The 17,028-nt window shown below is 69.6% G+C and carries 15 protein-coding genes and 2 pseudogenes; 8 read left to right on the top strand and 9 right to left on the bottom strand.

What is annotated here, in order from left to right:
- From ACZ3I3_RS07755 to ACZ3I3_RS07745, 3 genes and pseudogenes are all read left to right on the top strand, one after another.
- Positions 1-148 (top strand): annotated as a pseudogene (locus tag ACZ3I3_RS07755) (IS481 family transposase); the annotation flags it as partial.
- Between the two features lie 72 nt (positions 149-220).
- Positions 221-1,057, top strand: coding sequence for an arylamine N-acetyltransferase family protein (locus ACZ3I3_RS07750; RefSeq protein WP_467363350.1), 837 nt, complete (start codon positions 221-223; stop codon positions 1,055-1,057).
- Between the two features lie 38 nt (positions 1,058-1,095).
- The gene (locus ACZ3I3_RS07745; RefSeq protein ID WP_467363349.1) at positions 1,096-1,596 is read left to right on the top strand and encodes a DinB family protein; all 501 of its coding nucleotides are present in this window, start codon (positions 1,096-1,098) and stop codon (positions 1,594-1,596) included.
- Between the two features lie 29 nt (positions 1,597-1,625).
- Here the strand turns inward: ACZ3I3_RS07745 and ACZ3I3_RS07740 are convergent, their stop codons facing one another.
- Both ACZ3I3_RS07740 and ACZ3I3_RS07735 read right to left on the bottom strand, forming a co-directional pair.
- Complete coding sequence (locus ACZ3I3_RS07740) at positions 1,626-2,492, bottom strand: helix-turn-helix domain-containing protein (protein WP_467363347.1); 867 nt, start codon at positions 2,490-2,492, stop codon at positions 1,626-1,628.
- Positions 2,489-3,424 (bottom strand): peptidoglycan-binding protein, encoded by a 936-nt coding sequence (locus tag ACZ3I3_RS07735; protein ID WP_467363346.1) that lies wholly within the window; start codon positions 3,422-3,424, stop codon positions 2,489-2,491. Before ACZ3I3_RS07735 ends, ACZ3I3_RS07740 begins: the two co-directional genes overlap by 4 nt.
- A gap of 307 nt (positions 3,425-3,731) precedes the next feature.
- Here ACZ3I3_RS07735 and ACZ3I3_RS07730 point away from each other — a divergent pair, with 307 nt between their 5' ends.
- Positions 3,732-4,115 (top strand): peptidase inhibitor family I36 protein, encoded by a 384-nt coding sequence (locus tag ACZ3I3_RS07730; protein ID WP_467363344.1) that lies wholly within the window; start codon positions 3,732-3,734, stop codon positions 4,113-4,115.
- A 75-nt stretch (positions 4,116-4,190) separates the two neighbouring features.
- On the opposite strand, the gene argS is transcribed toward ACZ3I3_RS07730, so the two are convergent.
- A complete protein-coding gene (gene argS, locus ACZ3I3_RS07725) occupies positions 4,191-5,960 on the bottom strand; it encodes an arginine--tRNA ligase (RefSeq protein ID WP_467363342.1) in 1,770 nt (589 codons plus the stop codon).
- Positions 5,961-6,069: 109 nt separating this feature from the next.
- Here argS and ACZ3I3_RS07720 point away from each other — a divergent pair, with 109 nt between their 5' ends.
- The 3 genes and pseudogenes from ACZ3I3_RS07720 to lysS all read left to right on the top strand — a co-directional run bounded on the left by ACZ3I3_RS07720 (position 6,070) and on the right by lysS (position 8,200).
- Entirely contained in the window at positions 6,070-6,207 is a 138-nt protein-coding gene (locus tag ACZ3I3_RS07720) for a hypothetical protein (RefSeq protein WP_467363389.1), read from the top strand.
- Positions 6,173-6,367 (top strand): annotated as a pseudogene (locus tag ACZ3I3_RS07715) (transposase); the annotation flags it as partial. The gene ACZ3I3_RS07720 and the pseudogene ACZ3I3_RS07715, both read left to right, overlap by 35 nt.
- 87 nt (positions 6,368-6,454) lie before the next feature.
- Complete coding sequence (lysS, locus tag ACZ3I3_RS07710; protein WP_467363341.1) at positions 6,455-8,200, top strand: lysine--tRNA ligase; 1,746 nt, start codon at positions 6,455-6,457, stop codon at positions 8,198-8,200.
- A gap of 58 nt (positions 8,201-8,258) precedes the next feature.
- On the opposite strand, the gene ACZ3I3_RS07705 is transcribed toward lysS, so the two are convergent.
- From ACZ3I3_RS07705 to ACZ3I3_RS07685, 5 genes are all read right to left on the bottom strand, one after another.
- Complete coding sequence (locus ACZ3I3_RS07705) at positions 8,259-9,572, bottom strand: DUF2637 domain-containing protein (protein ID WP_467363340.1); 1,314 nt, start codon at positions 9,570-9,572, stop codon at positions 8,259-8,261.
- Positions 9,573-9,710: 138 nt separating this feature from the next.
- Positions 9,711-11,525 carry a permease gene (locus ACZ3I3_RS07700; protein WP_467363339.1) on the bottom strand — a complete coding sequence of 605 codons (1,815 nt, stop codon included), beginning with the start codon at positions 11,523-11,525 and terminating at the stop codon, positions 9,711-9,713.
- A gap of 344 nt (positions 11,526-11,869) precedes the next feature.
- A complete protein-coding gene (locus ACZ3I3_RS07695; protein ID WP_467363337.1) occupies positions 11,870-12,553 on the bottom strand; it encodes an ABC transporter ATP-binding protein in 684 nt (227 codons plus the stop codon).
- A gap of 337 nt (positions 12,554-12,890) precedes the next feature.
- Positions 12,891-13,784, bottom strand: a complete 894-nt coding sequence (locus ACZ3I3_RS07690) for a DUF3558 family protein (RefSeq protein ID WP_467363336.1) — start codon at positions 13,782-13,784, stop codon at positions 12,891-12,893.
- Positions 13,785-13,902: 118 nt separating this feature from the next.
- Complete coding sequence (locus tag ACZ3I3_RS07685; protein ID WP_467363334.1) at positions 13,903-14,745, bottom strand: DUF3558 domain-containing protein; 843 nt, start codon at positions 14,743-14,745, stop codon at positions 13,903-13,905.
- Between the two features lie 171 nt (positions 14,746-14,916).
- Between ACZ3I3_RS07685 and ACZ3I3_RS07680 the strand changes: the two genes are divergently transcribed.
- Positions 14,917-16,110: an RtcB family protein gene (locus ACZ3I3_RS07680; protein WP_467363333.1), complete on the top strand. Its 1,194-nt coding sequence runs from the start codon at positions 14,917-14,919 to the stop codon at positions 16,108-16,110.
- A 177-nt stretch (positions 16,111-16,287) separates the two neighbouring features.
- Here the strand turns inward: ACZ3I3_RS07680 and ACZ3I3_RS07675 are convergent, their stop codons facing one another.
- Positions 16,288-16,953: a hypothetical protein gene (locus ACZ3I3_RS07675; protein WP_467363332.1), complete on the bottom strand. Its 666-nt coding sequence runs from the start codon at positions 16,951-16,953 to the stop codon at positions 16,288-16,290.
- Positions 16,954-17,028: the final 75 nt, after the last annotated feature.

Here is a 17,028-nt window from a genome sequence, read left to right as displayed (position 1 = left end):
CTACCAGCGGCCCTACACCAGCAACACCGAACGCACCGCCGCCCTGGCAGACTTCCTGCACACCTACAACCACCACCGCGGCCACACCGCACTCGCAGGCCAGCCACCGATCAGCCGCGTGAACAACGCTCCGGGTCAATACACCTAGGACCAACGGCGGAGCGGCAGTTCGGGCTGTGGGCCGCGGACGGGGCGGGTCGGGTGTGATTACGGTGACGTCATGTCCGAGTCCATACCGTTCGACCTCGACGTGTATCTCCGGCGGATCGGATGGGAGGGGGAGCGGCGGGCCGACGCCGCCACCCTGCGCGGAGTGCATCTGGCGCACATGCGGGCCATTCCGTTCGAGAACCTCGACGCGCTGCGCGGCACGGCCCCCTCCCTCGACCCGGCCGACCTGATGGCCAAGCTGGTCCACAGCCGGCGCGGCGGCTACTGCTACGAGCACAACACCCTGTTGGCCTGCGCCTTGGAGGCGCTGGGCTTCCGGGTGACCCTGCTGTGCGCGCGGGTGGTCGTCGGCGCCGACAGCATCGCGAGCCGGCCGCGCACCCACATGGCGCTGATGGCCGAGGTGCCCGGTGAACCACGGCCGTACCTCGCGGACGTCGGCTACGGGACGGTCGGCGCGCTGCCTGAGCCGGTGCCGCTGGCCGCCGACGTCGCATTCGCCGCGGCCGGGCGGCGGCACCGCCTCGTGCACGCGCCGCACGACGGCCCCCTGGAGATGTGGCTGCTTCAGGCCCACGACGCGGGGAAAGACGACTGGGTCAGCCAGTACGCCTTCACCCTGGAGCCCTTCGAGAAGCCCGACTTCGAGGTCATCAACTGGCACATCGCGACCCACCCGCGCTCGCCGTTCACCCAGCGCCTCTACGTCCAGCACACCGACACCACCCGGCACCTCCTGCTCGACGGCCGGCTCCTCACACGGACCGGCTCCGACGGGACGGTCAGCGAGCGGGAGGTGACCGGTGAGGCGGAGGCGCGGCGGCTCCTGGAGGAGGAGTTCGGCATCACCGCGCCGGAGGGGATGACGCTGTTCCAGGCCTCCTGAGGACAGGAACTGTCCTAATTGCTCCCTACGGTTCTCCCATGACCACTTCCCCGGAGAAGACCGACCTGTCGCAGGCGCTCGCGGAGCAGCGGGAGTTGCTGCTGATCACCGTGCGCGGACTCACCGACGCGCAGGCCGCGCAGCGTACGACCGTCAGTGAGCTGACCCTGGGCGGGATCGTGAAGCATCTCGCCCAGGGCGAGGAGGCGTGGATGCGGATCATGGTCGAGGGGGACGGTGAACTGCCCGACGGCATGCTGGATCTGGGGCAGTACCGGATGGCCGAGGGCGACACGATCGCCGGGCTGGTGGAGCGGTACGAGGCGGCCGCCCGGGCGACCGACGAGGCCGTGGCCGGGCTGCCGGACCTGGGGCAGAGGGTGCTGCTGCCGACGACTCCGTGGTCGCCGCCGGAGCCCCAGTACTGGTCGGCGCGCCGGATCCTGCTGCACCTGATCAGGGAGACGGCCCAGCACGCCGGTCACGCGGACATCGTCCGGGAGGCGCTCGACGGGGCCAGCACCACGGCCCAGCGCTGACCCCGGCCCAGCGCTGACCCGGCGGTCCGTCAGACGCGGGCGTCGAAGCACTCGCGGGTGCCTCCCGTCACCGGGCGGAAGCAGGCCCGGACGGTCGTGCCGGGGCGGGCTTCGGTCATGGGCGTGTAGACGTAGGACTGGGCGGCGATGTCGTCCGTGATCTCGGCGGTGTGCGGACGGCGGCCTCCGTCGGTCCTGTTCAGCTCCAGCCGGTCGCCGATCCGCGTGCTCCACATCCGGGCCCAGCCGGCCTCGCACTTGTCGCTGTAGCGCAGTTCGAGGTGGGCTCCGGTGGACGTGCGGCGGGAGGCGAGGGTGAGCGGGGCCTCGCCGCATCTCATCTGCATCGGGCTCTTGCCCTCGCAGATGGCTCCACGGCAGCGGGGTGCCGGGGCGGACGGGGACGGCGGGGACGGCCGGGGGTCGCCGGACTGGCCCGCGAGGAGGACCAGGGCCACGGACAGGCCGCCGGCCGCTGTCGCGCACACCGACGCGAGGACGGCCAGGAGTGCGCCCCTGCCGGCGACGGCAGGCCTTCGGGTGTCCGCCTCCGGGGGCGCGGGCGGGTCCGTGGGTGCCGTCGGTGCCTTCGTCGGTGTCGCCGGTACCTTCGTTGGTGTCGTCGGTGCCGCCCGGCCGCTCCACTCCGACTCCGCCAGCTCCCACAGCGCCAGACACCGGCCCTCCGGTTCCCCGGCCAGGCGGCACAGCTCCTGCACCGCCTCGCGCGGTGGGAGTGTCCTGCCGTTGAGGTAGCGCTCCCAGGAGGACTTGCTGAAGGTGGTCTTCGCCGCGAGGGCCGCCAGGCTCAGGCCCGTGCCCGCCCTCAACTCCCGCAGCGCCGCGGCGAGCCGGGCGCGTTCGGGCGGCAGCGGGCCGGGCGGGGTTCGCGTCATTCCCGCAGGGCCTTCCAGGTGTGCGGGCCGATGATGCCGTCCACGACCAGGTGCGCCCGTTTCTGCAGGTCCCTGACCGCGCGTTTCGTGTGCGGGCCGAAGATGCCGTCCACGGCGCCCGGCGAGAGGCCCGCCTCGCGCAGCAGACACTGCGCCTCGGCCACCTCCGCTCCGGCGTGGCCCTCGGCCAGGACGGCCTTCATGGTGCGGCTGTTGCCCGCGTACCAGCGGCCCTCGATCCGCTCCGCCCGGCAGGTGTACCGGGGCCGGTCCGACTCCTCGGGCGACCCCGGTGCGGTGGTGGAGGAGGCGGTGAGGCCGGCCGCCGCCGCTCTGTCCTCGCCGTCCGACAGCCGTACGGCCAGCAGGACCGAGGCGGCCACGGCCAGCACCAGGGCCACCGATCCGGCTGTGAGCGTGATGCGCAGCGCCCGGCCGTGGGGGCGGGGTGCGCCGGATCCCGGATCGGTTCCGGGCTCGGTTCCGGGTGCGGTTCCGGGTGCGGTCCCGGGTTCGGTCCCGGGCTCGTTCCCGCGCTCGGTTCTCGGCTGGGTCCCGGCCGTCTCGCCCTCTCGATCCGCCAGGTCCGCCAGGTCCGCCCGGTCCGTCCGGGCCCCCAGGCCCGCCCGGCGTGTTCCGTCCGCCCTGTCTGCCGGGTCCGCCCCCTTGCCCCACGCCTCGGTGGCGACCTCGTGCAGGGCGAGGAGGCGGGTCGGGTCGTCACCGCCGAGCCGGGCCATCGCCTCGACGGCCTCCCTGGGCGGGAGCGACCTGCCGGCCAGGTAGCGCTCCCAGGACGACGTGCTGTACCCCGTCTTGGCCGCGAGCTGGCGCAGGCTCAGTCCGCTGTGATCCTTCACCCGGCGTAATCGCACCACCAACTGCCGTACGCACGGGTCGAGTTCTTCGGGCAGCCCTTTCCAACGCGACATGTTCCCCCCACTCGCGTTCGTGGACCGTGGTCAGCGGTCCCGTCACCGCCGCATTCTGCATCAGCATCCACGCGGTGCCCCATACATCGGTTCCGTTCTCCCCGCCGCCCCCTACCGATTCGGCCACACCCCACCGCGACCGTCCCGCCGCACCGTCCCGGCGGACGGTGTCACCGCAGGTCAGCGCACGGGACGTCCCGCGAGTACGTCACTTCGGAGGCGACTGTGGCGGACCCGGGGCCCCGGGCCGCAGTCTCGTTGCCGAGCCGGCCGGTGCGGTCGGCCCGCCCACGAAGGGGGACACAGCATGCGTATGACCAGGAAGCTCGCCGTCATGGCCGGGGGCCTCGCGCTGACCGGTGGTCTGCTGGCCGGGGGCGCGGGAACGGCCGGTGCGGCCGAGGCCGGGCCGCAGGCCGCGTCGGACTGCCCGTCGGGCTGGTTCTGCGTCTGGGCCGGGCAGAACTACACCGGCCGTATGCAGAAGGTCGCCGGGACCAACAAGGACCTGACCCAGTACGCCGTGTTCCAGAACTTCAAGTCCTGGTACAACCACGGCGCGTCCTGCGACTTCCAGTGGTTCTCCGAGAAGAACCACCGCGGGGACGACGGCATCATCCCGAGGGGATCCAAGAAGTCCGACAACACGGGCCACTACATCAAGTCCAACAAGTGGGTCAACTGCAAGTGACCTGCGCCCGGTAACGCCGAGGGCGGCACTCCACGGGGGGAGTGCCGCCCTCGGCCTGTCGCGGCAGGGCCGGGCTCAGAGCCGCTCGGGCGTCCGGATGCCCAGCAGGGCCATGCCCTGGTGGAGCGTGCGGGCCGTGATGTCGCAGAGGAACAGGCGGTTCTCGATCTGCTCGGGCGACTCGGCCTTCAGGACCGGGCACTTGTCGTAGAACGTCGTGTACAGCGACGCCAGCTGGTACAGGTACGCCGTCAGCTTGTGCGGGGCGTACTCCGCCGCCGCCTCCGCCACCGTCGCCCCGAACGAGTCCGCGTGCAGACCCAGCGCGCGCTCCGCCTCGTGCAGGTCCAGCTCCGGGTGCGCGACCGGGCGGGCCTCGCCGGCCTTGCGCAGGATCGACCGGATACGGGCGTAGGCGTACTGGAGGTAGACGGACGTGTCGCCGTTCAGCGAGACCATCTGGTCCAGGTCGAACTTGTAGTCGCGGTTCGCCGACGTCGACAGGTCCGCGTACTTCACCGCGCCGATGCCGACCTGCGTGCCCCGCTCGGCGATCTCCTCGTCCGACAGCTGACGCTGGGTGTCCTTCTCCCGTACGACCGCCGTCGCACGGTCGATCGCCTCGTCCAGCAGGTCCACCAGCCGGATCGTCTCGCCCTCACGGGTCTTGAACGGCTTGCCGTCCTTGCCGAGGACCGTGCCGAAGGCGAGCTGCACCGCGTGCACGTCCTCGTTCAGCCAGCCCGCCCGGCGGGCCGTCTCGAAGACCATCTTGAAGTGCAGCGACTGGCGGGCGTCCACGACGTACAGCAGCGTGTTCGCCTTGAGGTTGAAGACGCGGTCGCGGATCGCCGAGAGGTCGGTCGCCGCGTAGCCGTAGCCGCCGTCCGACTTCTGGACGATCAACGGGACCGGCTTGCCGTCCGGGCCCTTGATGTCGTCGAAGAAGACACACAGCGCGCCCTCGGAGCGGACCGCGACGCCCGACTCCTCCAGCAGGCGGCAGGTCTCCGCGAGCATGTCGTTGTAGCCGGACTCGCCGACGATGTCCGGGTCCCGGATCTCCATGTCCAGCTTCTCGAAGACGGAGAAGAAGTAGATCTTCGACTCGTCCACGAACTTCTGCCACATGGCGAGGGTCTGCGGGTCGCCCGCCTGGAGGTCGACCACCCGGCGGCGGGCCCGCGTCTTGAACTCCTCGTCCGCGTCGAAGACCTTGCGGGCGGCCTTGTAGAGGCGGTCGAGATTCGACATCGCCTCCTCGCCGGAGACCTCGTCGGCCTTGTGGTCCAGCTCGTGCGGGTGCTCCTCCAGGTACTGGATGAGCATGCCGAACTGGGTGCCCCAGTCGCCGATGTGGTGACGCCGCACCACGCTCTCGCCGGTGAACTCCAGCAGCTGCACCACCGAGTCGCCGATCACCGCGGAGCGCAGGTGACCGACGTGCATCTCCTTCGCCACGTTCGGCTGGGCGTAGTCGATGACCGTGGTGCCCGGCTGCTCGGCGTGCGGCACGCCGAGGCGGCCGGTGTCGTCCGCGTAGCGCTCGGCGAGGTTCTCCGTGATCGCCCGGTCGGTGATCGTGATGTTCAGGAAGCCGGGGCCGGAGACCTCGACGTCCTTGATCACGTCACCCGACTCGACCCGGGAGACGACCTGCGTCGCCAGCTCCCGCGGGTTCGCCTTCTCCTTCTTCGCGAGGGCCAGGATCCCGTTGGCCTGGAAGTCGGCCCGGTCGCTTCGTCGCAGCAGCGGGTCCGCGGAGCCGGCCTGCGGCACGGCCGCCGACAGGGCCGCCGCGAGGCGCTGGTGGACGGAGTCGCTGAGGGACGTGACCGAGGCCATAGGAAGGGGTGCCGTTCTCCTCGAGGGAATGGATAGACACGGCCAGTATCCCATGGGGGGTTGTGCTGCTGCCGCTTGATTGAGACCGAGCGTACTGGGGCGGGTGTGAGTGAGCAGCGGTCCGCAGTGGGGTGTGCTGCGGGCTTGGGACTGGGCGAACGGGAGTGTGCTTGCGGACGCGGCGGTGCTGTACGAGGTCGGCTCCTTCCTGGACCGTCCAGGCCGGACCGGAGACCTCGGGGCGTGACGGACCCCGCCCCCGCGTTCCCGGACCACGCACCGGATGCGTGCCGCCCGGACGCGGAGTGAAAGCGGGCGACCAGCGTGCCCAACACCGCTCGGAGCACGCGGCTGAGCACGAGCCCTGGCAGCAGGACTCACTCCCGCTCGGTCCTCAGGACCGGTAAAGCCGTTTTTCCGGGCGCGAGGTGGTCTGGGACAATGGTGCGGTCAGCCGTGCGACCGTACCGGCTGCCCGATGCAGAAAGAAGGACGTGCCGATCGTGGCTCAGAGCACCGAGACCACCGACTGGGTCTCCCGTTTCGCGGATGAGGTCATCGAGGAGTCGGAGCGTCGGGCCCCGGGCAAACCCGTCGTCGTCGCGTCCGGCCTCTCACCGTCCGGTCCCGTCCACCTGGGGAACCTCCGCGAGGTCATGACCCCGCATCTCGTCGCCGACGAGATCCGCCGCCGGGGCCACCAGGTGCGGCACCTGATCTCCTGGGACGACTACGACCGGTACCGGAAGGTGCCGGCGGGGATCGCGGGCGTCGACGAGTCGTGGGCCGAGCACATCGGCAAGCCGCTGACCTCCGTCCCGGCCCCGAAGGGCTCCTCCCATCCCAACTGGGCCGAGCACTTCAAGGCCGCGATGATCGAGTCGCTGGCCGAGCTGGGCGTGGAGTTCGACGGGATCAGCCAGACCGCGCAGTACACCTCCGGCGTGTACCGCGAGCAGATCCTGCACGCCATCAAGCACCGCGGCGACATCGACGCGATCCTCGACCAGTACCGCACGAAGAAGGCCCCGGCCAAGAAGCAGCAGGGGCAGAAGCCGGTCGACGAGGCCGAGCTGGAGGCCGCCGAGGGCTCCGGCGCGGCCGCCGAGGACGACGGCAGCTCCGGCACCGCCGGGTACTTCCCGTACAAGCCGTACTGCGGCAACTGCGAGAAGGACCTCACCACCGTCACGTCCTACGACGACGACTCCACCGAGCTGACGTACGCCTGCACCGCGTGCGGCTTCTCCGAGACGGTCCGGCTGAGCGAGTTCAACCGCGGCAAGCTGGTCTGGAAGGTCGACTGGCCGATGCGGTGGGCGTACGAGGGCGTCGTGTTCGAGCCCTCCGGCGTCGACCACTCCTCCCCGGGGTCCTCCTTCCAGGTCGGCGGGCAGATCGTCGGGATCTTCGGCGGCAAGCAGCCGATCGGCCCGATGTACGCCTTCGTCGGCATCTCCGGCATGGCAAAGATGTCCTCCTCGCGGGGCGGCGTGCCCACCCCCGCCGACGCCCTGAAGATCATGGAGCCGCAGCTGCTGCGCTGGCTGTACGCCCGGCGCAGGCCCAACCAGTCCTTCAAGGTCGCCTTCGACCAGGAGATCCAGCGGCTCTACGACGAGTGGGACCGGCTCGACGCCAAGGTCGCCGACGGCAGCGCCCTGCCGGCCGACGTCGCCGCGCACTCGCGTGCGGTGCGCACGGCCGCCGGTGAGCTGCCGCGCACGCCCCGGCCACTGCCGTACCGGACGCTGGCGTCCGTCGCGGACATCACCGCCGGGCACGAGGACCAGGCGCTGCGGATCCTGAGCGAGCTCGACCCGGAGCAGCCGCTGACCTCGCTCGACGAGGCGCGGCCGCGGTACGACAAGGCCGAGGCCTGGATCAACACGCACGTGTCGGCCGAACAGCGGACGATCGTGCGCGACGAGCCGGACGCGGAGCTGTTGAAGTCGCTCGACGAGCAGGGGCGGGAGTCGCTGCGGCTGCTGCTCGACGGGCTGGCCGACCACTGGTCGCTCGACGGTCTGACGCACCTCGTGTACGGCGTGCCGAAGGTGCAGGCCGGGTTCCCGGCCGACGCCACGCCGAAGGAGCTGCCGCCGGAGATCAAGACCGCGCAGCGGTCCTTCTTCGCCCTGCTGTACCACCTGCTGGTCGGGCGGGACACGGGGCCGCGGCTGCCGACGCTGCTGCTGGCGGTGGGGCAGGAGCGGGTGCGGGCCCTGCTCGGGGAGTGAACAGGCACTGAGAAGGGGCCCCCGGATTTCTCCGGGGGCCCCTTCTGCGCGCCGGCGGTCAGGCGATGTGGTCTTCTTCCAGTTCCGCCGAGTGGCGCTTCTGGAAGCGCTCCACGAGGGACTTCAGCTCACCGGGGCTCAGCGTCGTGCCGTAGGTGGCCTGGATGTTGTCACCCAGCGCGCGGGGGGTGGGGTAGCTGCCGTCTATCGACTGGCGGAACACCTGGTAGTACGCCTCTTCGTCCGGCTCGGGGGCCGGGGGCGTGCCGCCGCCCTCGCCGAGTTCGCGGGTGCGGTTCGGGCCCACCGGGATGGGGAAGCTGCCGGTGTCCTCCGGCGTGGGTTCCTGCTCGTACTGGGTCTGGTACTGCTCGGCTTCCTGTTGTTCGGCGATCCACTGGGCGTACTGCTCGGCGGGATCGTAGTCGGGGTCATAGCCGCCCTGGTACGCGACCTCGCGGGGGGTGTTGAACCAGGGGCTCTGGTCGGGTTCGGGTGCGCGGTCCAGGTGCTCTGCGACGGGGTTGCTGTCGAGCTCCAGGCGCTGCTCGCCGGGAGGTGCCGCTCTCTGCGGGACGGGCGCCGCCCCAGCGGCACGACTGCCCGCTGCCGGGTCGGCCGACGCGCCCGCTGCGGGGCCGGCGTCCAGCGCCTGCTGCGGCGGCGGGGGGATCAGCGCCGGCTCTATGCCTGCCGCTGCCAGGCCCGCCGGGGCCGTTTCCGCCAGGGGGACGCCGTAGCGGGCCAGGCGCAGTGGCATCAGCGATTCCACCGGGGCCTTCCTGCGCCACGCCCGGCCGAAGCGGGAACGCAGCCGGGCCTGGTAGACGAGACGTTCCTGCTCCAGCTTGATGACCTGCTCGTAGGAGCGCAGCTCCCAGAGCTTCATGCGGCGCCACAGGAGGAACGTCGGGACGGGGGACAGCAGCCAGCGGGTGAGGCGGACGCCCTCCATGTGCTTGTCGGCCGTGATGTCGGCGATCCGGCCGATCGCGTGACGGGCCGCCTCGACCGAGACCACGAACAGGATCGGGATCACCGCGTGCATCCCGACACCGAGCGGATCCGGCCACGCGGCGGCGCCGTTGAAGGCGATCGTCGCCGCCGTCAGCAGCCACGCCGTCTGACGCAGGAGGGGGAACGGGATCCTGATCCAGGTGAGCAGCAGATCCAGGGCCAGCAGGACACAGATACCCGCGTCGATGCCGATCGGGAAGACGTAGGAGAAGTTCCCGAAGCCCTTCTTCAGGGCCAACTCGCGCACCGCCGCGTACGAACCGGCGAAGCCGATGCCGGCGATGATCACGGCACCGGCCACGACCACGCCGATGAGGACGCGGTGCGTCCGAGTCAGTTGCAGTGGCGCGGCCACCCGTACTCCCCTCCCCATGCGTGTTCTTGCGCGCAACAGGGTGGCACATGTGTGCGGAGGACGGGTGGCCGGTTCGTGTTCTGCGTCCTGACCTGCTTCTCGTAGTGAGAGGGCCGGTTGTGGAGCTTCCCCTCTTGTTCAGTCGGCCGCGGGCCTCCACTGGGCGGCCTCGCGCGCAGCCGCACGGGCGCCGAGGAACCCGACGGCGAGAGAGACCACGGCGCATGTCGTGATGCCTGCCGCCAGAACGGTCCAGGACACGGAGCCTTCCTGCACCAGGGCGATGAAGAACACCGAGTGCCATGCGGTCACGGCCCCGGTCAGGACCGTGGCAATGAGCAAGGGGACGGTCAGGTGCCATGAGCTCACGGACCGGAACACCCGACGGTGGCCGGTCAGGACGGAGAGCGGGGCGAGGGCATGGCGGATCCGGACGAATTCGGCTGCCGCGCTGACCGCACCGGCCACGAGGATGAAGAGGATGCCGATGACGCCGAACAGCTGGATCCAGTTCGCCAGAGGGGCCCGCGAGGGTCCCAGCCAGTTTCCGCCCAGTGTCTGGACCTGCACCGAGGGATTGGGAAGCGTGTACGCGGCTTTCTTCACCGCGCTGAGGTGCCCCGGCTCGGGGGTCACGACGAGGAGGGACTGGGTGCTGTCCGGCTTCACGGTGATGCGGGGGACTTGGGCGAACTTCACGTTTCCGTACCAGCGACGCATTTCCTGTACCTGAACGCTGGTTCCCGCCGCTGCCTTCGTGTCGCCGGGGCAGGCCACGTGCAGGGTGCGCAGATCTCGGCAGGACCCTTCGATCGTCACCCAAGGATCTTTCGGTGGCCCCGGATCGTGGAAGGCGCGCGTCAGGAGAAGCGACCCGGCTGGAAGGGACGAGCGGAACCGGTCTGTCTGCGCCGCGGTCATGCCACCGGTGGTCAGCTGGATCACGGTGTCCTTGATCCGCTGGTGTGTGTCGACCGCTGCCTGCGACTGCACCCCGAGTCTGCTGGTCCATACCTGCATCTGTGCGACGATCCCGATGCCGATCACCATGGCCAGAGCCAGCCGCACGATGACGCCGGGATGCGCGTGCGTCCACCGGCCGCCGATCATGCGGCCCGCGTGCCCCTTGCGCTTGCCGTTGTCGGCGAGCCAGGAGCCCAGGTGGCGGGTGACGAGAGCCACTACGGAGGACAGGAACCCCCACATCACGACAGTTCCGCAGGTGAACACCGCAAGCTGTGCTCTGTGGGGCACGTACTGGCTTGTCAGGACCAGCGCGACGCCGACGCCACAGACGGACAGGCGCCATGCGGGAACCCGAGAAGCGAACGAGGCCGGGCGGGTGGACCTGCCGTCCCGGTGAACACGGTGCGAGCCCACCACGATGCCGAGCACGGCCAGCAGGGATACCACTGCCGCCCCTGCGGCGGTGGGCCACGCGCCCAGCACGTCACGGTGGTCGAGGATGTATCCGGTGGGCCCGAGGCGAACATCCCACACGGAGGCAATGGCATACGGGATGAAGGCGGCGGAGGTCCCCAATGCCGCGGGGAGTGCGGCTTCGCCGATGTTGACGATCATCCGGTGCCGCCATGTCCCGCCGAGGGCCTGCAGCAGACTGCTGCGCCGGTCACGGGAGCGGGAGCCGACCCGCGCGGCGACCACGGTCAAGGCGAGGGCGGGCAGTCCGGTCAGGGCCCACAGAGCCAGAAGCGGCGACGTCACCGGCTTCTGATCGGCCATCTCTCCCGTGGCTCCGCCGCCGGCACCGAAGGCGGCCACGTGCATCCACCGGTCATCGTCCTTCGGCGGAGTGTCTGCCACCCGGACATAGGCGATCCGTTCGGAGGGAGTGACCAGGCCGTCGGTGGTGACAGTGCCGGCAAACGACCCGTACCGGGTACGGATCCCCTCCGCGTGTCCGGTGCGCAGGAGTTCGGGAGAGAGCAGCACCTCGCCCGGCTTGGGCCAGCGGGACACACCGGCGGGAAGAGGAGCCTCAGGAGTGAGGGGGTGGAGAAAGACGACGGATACAGGCCGGTTGTCGACGGAGTCGGCGCCCTCCCGGTACAGCAGCGTGGCGTGCTTGCTGTCGGTGATCACCGCTCCTCTGGCGTCTGCCCTGGTGTCGCGGCCGTGATACGTGGCGACGGTGGCCACTGTCGCCAAGGTGACGAAGGCGACGGCGAGGGCGGCGCAGAACAGGCCCCACCAGCGCAGGCGGTCGCCGGGAGTGGAGCGCCCCGCGGCAAGGCCGATTCTGATCAGGGTGCCTGCGGTGCGCGTGCTCGTTCGCATCAGACGGCTCCGACTTCGGCCAGGATCCCGCCCTGAAGCTCGTGGCGGCGGTCGGCCCGGCCCGCGACCCAGGGGTCGTGCGTGACGACGAGCAGTGCGCAACCGCGGTCACGGGCGGCGGTGAAGAGCAGACGGGCGACTGCCTCCTTGGCTGCGGGGTCGAGGGCGCCGGTGGGCTCGTCGGCGAGGAGGACGGCGGGCTCGGTGATCAGGGCGCGGGCCACGGCGGTCCGCTGGCGCTCCCCGCCGGAGAGCATCCCGGTGGGGGTGGAGCCGGTGGGGACACCGAGCTCGCCAAGGAGCTCCTCCGCACGCCGGTAGGTGTCCTGGTGATGGCCTCCGTCGAGCAGGACCGGCAGGGCGACATTCTCCACCGGGCTGAGTTCGGGGAGGAGTTCGCCGAACTGGAACACCATGCCCACAGTCTCCCGCCGTGCCTGCGCGAGCTGTGCGGACCGGAGCCCGGTGATCTCCCGGCCTCCGGCGGTGATGGTGCCTGCCTGAGGTTTGATCAGTCCGAGGACGCACATGAGCAGCGTTGACTTGCCGGATCCGCTGGGGCCGGTCACCGCGACCGACTCGCCGGGGGACACGGACAGTTCCACGTTGTCGAGGAGGGTCCGTCCCTCGACCTGGTAGCACAGGCCGCTCACGCGGAGCCCGGACGAATCACTTTGTTTCACAGAATCTGGCCCCGTTCCCCTCCTTGGTCATCTGACTGGTGGACAGGCCGAGTTGCCGTGGCATGGCGCCGATGCCACGACTTTGCGCTGTCGTCCCAGTAGTCCGATCTTCACATGGATGAAGCTCAGGAAAAGGGAGCTGGCGAGGTGATGACTCAATGACGACCTTGGTTTCAGGTCGGAGCAGCCGGCTGTACCGGGGGAGGCATACGAGAGTCGAGAGAAAGATGTCCTCGCGGGCGATCACCGGCGGGACGTACCGCCGCCGCAGCTCACGCCGAAGCGGCCTCGTCGCCATGCTGCACCGCTGACGACCGTCAGCGGTGCAGCCTCGGCCTCAGCTCTTCTTCGCGGGCGTCTTGGAGGGCGACGCGGAGGAGTCCTTCGAAGCGCTCTTCGAGGCTTCCTTCGAGGGCTCCTTGGACGGGGACTTCGACGCCGGCTTCGACGGGGCGCCGCTCGCCTTGGCGCCGCCCGCGCCGTTCGCCTCGGACACCGCCGCCACGGCCTCCTTGGCGGCCTTCTTGGCGTCCTTCATCAGGTCGTCGGCGCTGGGGCTCTTGTCGCCGGCCAGGCCCGCGCCGTTGTAGTCGATGGTGACGACGACGTTCTCGACGCGTGCCACGACCGTCTGCTGCTTGAAGGTGCCTTCCTTCTTCTTCAGCTCGTAGCGCACGGCCGTCGCCTCGTCGCCGGTCCCGGGCACCGGCTCCGACTTGGTGCTCTTGGCACCCTCAGTGGCCTGGGCGTCCTGGACCTGCTTCTCGACGTACTCCTGGGCCAGCTTGTCGGCCGGGCCGCGGGTGACGTCCGACTCGAAGCGCAGCATCGACACGTTCAGCCAGCGGAACTGGGAGCCCTTGACGCCGTTGTTGTCGAGGCTGTTCCAGGAGCAGTTGGCGCGGGTCGAGATGTCGTCCGACTTGCCCTCCTTGCCGGACTTGCCCTCCGGCACGAGGTCCTTCAGCGTCTTCTTCGACAGCGCCTTGCAGGGCTCCGGGAGTTTGCCGTACGCCGCCGCCTCCACGGTCGGCGAGGGGCTCGCGGACGCCGAGGCGGCTGCCTTCGCGGCCTTGTCCGTGCTGTCGCCGGAGCCGGAGTCCGAGGAGCAGCCGGCGGTGACCAGCATCACGGGGACGGCGGCCGCGCAGACAAGGACGCGGTGGAGTCGCTTCGCTCGCTGGTCTCGCTGGTCACGCTGTGCTCGTCGCTGCATGGTTCCTTCACTCATGACGCTCGTGGTTCCTGCGGTCGGAACGGGTCCGAGTGGTCACGGTACGCGGTGAGGAAGCGGTGTGTTCTTCCTTCGGTTGCTTTGCGGGTGCGCGTGAAGGGGGCGTGAAGGGGCCTCAGTCGCTCAGCGAATCGGCCAGCTGCGAGGCCAGTTTCCGGGCCCTGTCCTGCATTTCCTTGCTGTCGGGGACGACGCCGACGGTGGCCGGCTGCTCGGCGTACTCGATGGTCACGATGACGTTCGACGTGCGGAATGCCACAGTCACCGTCCGCTGCTTGGCCGTCGAACCGGAACTGCTCAGCTCGTCGTCGAGGAAGGCCTCGTCGCCGACCTCCTCCAGGACGCGCGGCTGGAGGTCGGTCGGGGTGGCGGAGGCGGATGCCGGGGGCGAGGAGCTGCCGGAGGGGGACGGGGAGCCGCTCGGTGCGGGGGTGGCACCCCCGGCCGGCGTGCTGCCCGGAGTGCTGCCCGGAGTGCTGCCCGGGGTCGCCGACTCGGTGGTGGTCGGCTCGGGCAGGTGGGCCGCCGCCTCCTTCTCCGCGAAGAGCTGCTCGGCCTGGCTGTCGTCGCTGACCGCGTTGTCGTAGGAGACGACCCGCTCGAAGTCGACGAGCAGATGGTCGGTGGCCTGCGGTGCGTCGACCTTCCACTGGCAGCCGACCTTGCGGTCGGTGTCGTACGTGACGGTCGCCTCGCCCTCGTACGCCTTCTCGCGCTGTTCCTCGTCGGTGATCTGCCGGATTCCGGGCAGGAGTTCGTCGAGGGAGCTCTGGCCGACGGCGCCGCAGGGCTCGGGCAGCGTGCGGTACTTGCCCGGCTCGGCGGCGGCCGAGGCCGTGCCCGTGTCGCCCGGGTTGGCATCGTCCGTCGCGCCGTCGTCGCCGGAGCCGCCGGTGCAGCCGGCCAGCAGGGCCGCGAGGAGCGCGGCGATACCGGGTGCGTACGCCTTCCGTTGCACGTGGTGGCCCCTCTCGACGCGGAAATCTGCTTGCCGCCGGGGGGCGGCCGATGAACACAATGTCTATCGCACGCACTGCCGTGGACGCCGGTCCGGATTCCCTTTCGTCGACCTTGGCGCCGGTATTTGCTGTTGAGGACTTCTGTTCGTTTACGGGGGATTGAGGACGCTATGTCGTATGTAGAGGTGCCCGGTGCGAAAGTACCGATCCGGATGTGGACCGACCCGGCCACGGTCGAGGGCTCCGCACTCCAGCAGCTCCAGAACGTCGCCACGCTGCCCTGGATCAAGGGCCTGGCCGTCATGCCCGACGTGCACTACGGCAAGGGTGCGACGGTCGGCTCGGTCATCGCCATGAAGGGCGCGGTGTGCCCGGCGGCGGTGGGCGTCGACATCGGCTGCGGAATGTCGGCGGTGAAGACGTCCCTGACGGCGAACGACCTGCCCGGGGATCTGTCGCGGCTGCGGTCGCGGGTCGAGCAGGTGATTCCGGTCGGGCGGGGGATGCATGACGATCCCGTCGACCCCGGGCGGTTCCACGGGCTGGCCACCGCCGGGTGGGAGGACTTCTGGGGGCGGTTCGACGGGGTGGCGGAGGCGGTCAAGTTCCGTCAGGAGCGGGCCACGAAGCAGATGGGAACGCTCGGATCCGGGAATCACTTTGCAGAAATTTGCATAGATACGCAGGGGTTTGTGTGGCTCATGCTCCACTCCGGCTCCCGGAACATAGGTAAGGAACTGGCCGAGCACCACATCGGCGTGGCCCAGAAGCTCCCGCACAACCAGGGGCTGGTCGACCGCGACCTCGCGGTCTTCGTCGCGGACACCCCGCAGATGGCGGCGTACCGCAACGATCTGTTCTGGGCGCAGGAGTACGCGAAGTACAACCGCTCGATCATGATGGCGCTCCTGAAGGACGTGATCCGCAAGGAGTTCAAGAAGGCCAAGCCGACGTTCGAGCCGGAGATCTCCTGCCATCACAACTACGTGGCGGAGGAGCGGTACGAGGGCATGGACCTGCTCGTGACCCGCAAGGGCGCGATCCGGGCCGGTTCCGGCGAGTACGGGATCATCCCCGGCTCCATGGGCACGGGTTCGTACATCGTGAAGGGCCTCGGCAACGCCAAGTCCTTCAACTCGGCCTCGCACGGGGCGGGCCGGCGCATGAGCCGCAACGCGGCCAAGCGCCGCTTCTCGACGAAGGACCTGGAGGAGCAGACGCGGGGCGTGGAGTGCCGCAAGGACTCCGGCGTCGTGGACGAGATCCCGGGCGCCTACAAGCCGATCGAGCAGGTCATCGACCAGCAGCGGGACCTGGTGGAGGTCGTGGCGAAGCTGAAGCAGGTAGTTTGCGTGAAGGGCTGACACACAAGTGCCCCGGTCAAAACCGGGGCACTTGGTTTCACTTATTCGCTGTCGGGCCGGGGCACTTGCCCACTGCGCAGGCGCCAGAGCCGGAGATTACAGCTTTGGACGGTCCTGCCGAGCGCCACTGCCGCGGCCGTTGGGCTGTTGAGCTTCAGCAGAATTCTGTCTTCGTGGTCAGCCCAGCGGCGTCTCGTGTGAGCGGACCGCATTTCTGCGGGACGCACCCATGCGGTCAGGGACGCGGCTGCAGCCCGTTTGCGGTTCAAGGGACAAGCAGCCCGGGTAGTACAGTTCGGCCGCCAAGCGCTGGGCCACTTCCATCGTGTAGAGGACGTTGTAGATGTCGTCGCGGCTGTTGCGCTTCGGGATGCGATCCGCTCCCGTGACCTCTCTCGCGTAGGTGCAGATGTAGGACGCCATGGCGGTGCTGGCCGTAGTGAGGGAGATGAAGGGGAACCCTTTGCCTGTGAAGCCCACTGAACCGTCGGCGTCGATGACGCCCCGCAGATAGTCCCGGTTGGAAAACTCGGTGCTCGGCGGAGCGATCGTCTTGGACTTGCGGCCGTATGGAAGTCCTAGTTCGCTCAGTTTGGTCCTGGCTTCGAGGGAGCACAGGCTCCAGATGGCCGAGGTGTGTACCTCGGCGAAATTCGTGGGCCGGTCGCGCGTCCTGATGTTGCTGTAGAACGGCGTGAGCTTCTGAAACTCCCTCAGAACCTCGACATCGCGGGCGTTGAGTTCGAGGGTCAACTTGCCCTTCTGCCCGGCACCTCGTTGCAGATGCCCATCCGCCTGCAAGAAGCCGAACATGTACGCGTACTCGGGGACCGTGAGGTCCATGAACTGGTGAGCGCTAGGCTCGCAGTCAGCCACAGGGAAGCCTCTACTTCCTTGTCGGTCAGGCCCTCGGTCGGG

Source organism: Streptomyces sp. NPDC016851, assembly GCF_055562795.1.
Note: the sequence above shows the minus strand (reverse complement) of the source record. Positions and strands in the feature narration are given on the sequence as shown.

Coding starts and splice junctions, on each gene's coding strand:
- ACZ3I3_RS07735 (WP_467363346.1), bottom strand. CDS start 3,424: ATGTCGCGTTGGAAAGGGCTGCCCGAAGAACTCGACCCGTGCGTACGG.
- ACZ3I3_RS07690 (WP_467363336.1), bottom strand. CDS start 13,784: ATGAGTGAAGGAACCATGCAGCGACGAGCACAGCGTGACCAGCGAGAC.
- ACZ3I3_RS07750 (WP_467363350.1), top strand. CDS start 221: ATGTCCGAGTCCATACCGTTCGACCTCGACGTGTATCTCCGGCGGATC.
- ACZ3I3_RS07680 (WP_467363333.1), top strand. CDS start 14,917: ATGTCGTATGTAGAGGTGCCCGGTGCGAAAGTACCGATCCGGATGTGG.
- argS (WP_467363342.1), bottom strand. CDS start 5,960: ATGGCCTCGGTCACGTCCCTCAGCGACTCCGTCCACCAGCGCCTCGCG.
- ACZ3I3_RS07745 (WP_467363349.1), top strand. CDS start 1,096: ATGACCACTTCCCCGGAGAAGACCGACCTGTCGCAGGCGCTCGCGGAG.
- ACZ3I3_RS07675 (WP_467363332.1), bottom strand. CDS start 16,953: ATGGACCTCACGGTCCCCGAGTACGCGTACATGTTCGGCTTCTTGCAG.
- ACZ3I3_RS07730 (WP_467363344.1), top strand. CDS start 3,732: ATGCGTATGACCAGGAAGCTCGCCGTCATGGCCGGGGGCCTCGCGCTG.
- ACZ3I3_RS07740 (WP_467363347.1), bottom strand. CDS start 2,492: ATGACGCGAACCCCGCCCGGCCCGCTGCCGCCCGAACGCGCCCGGCTC.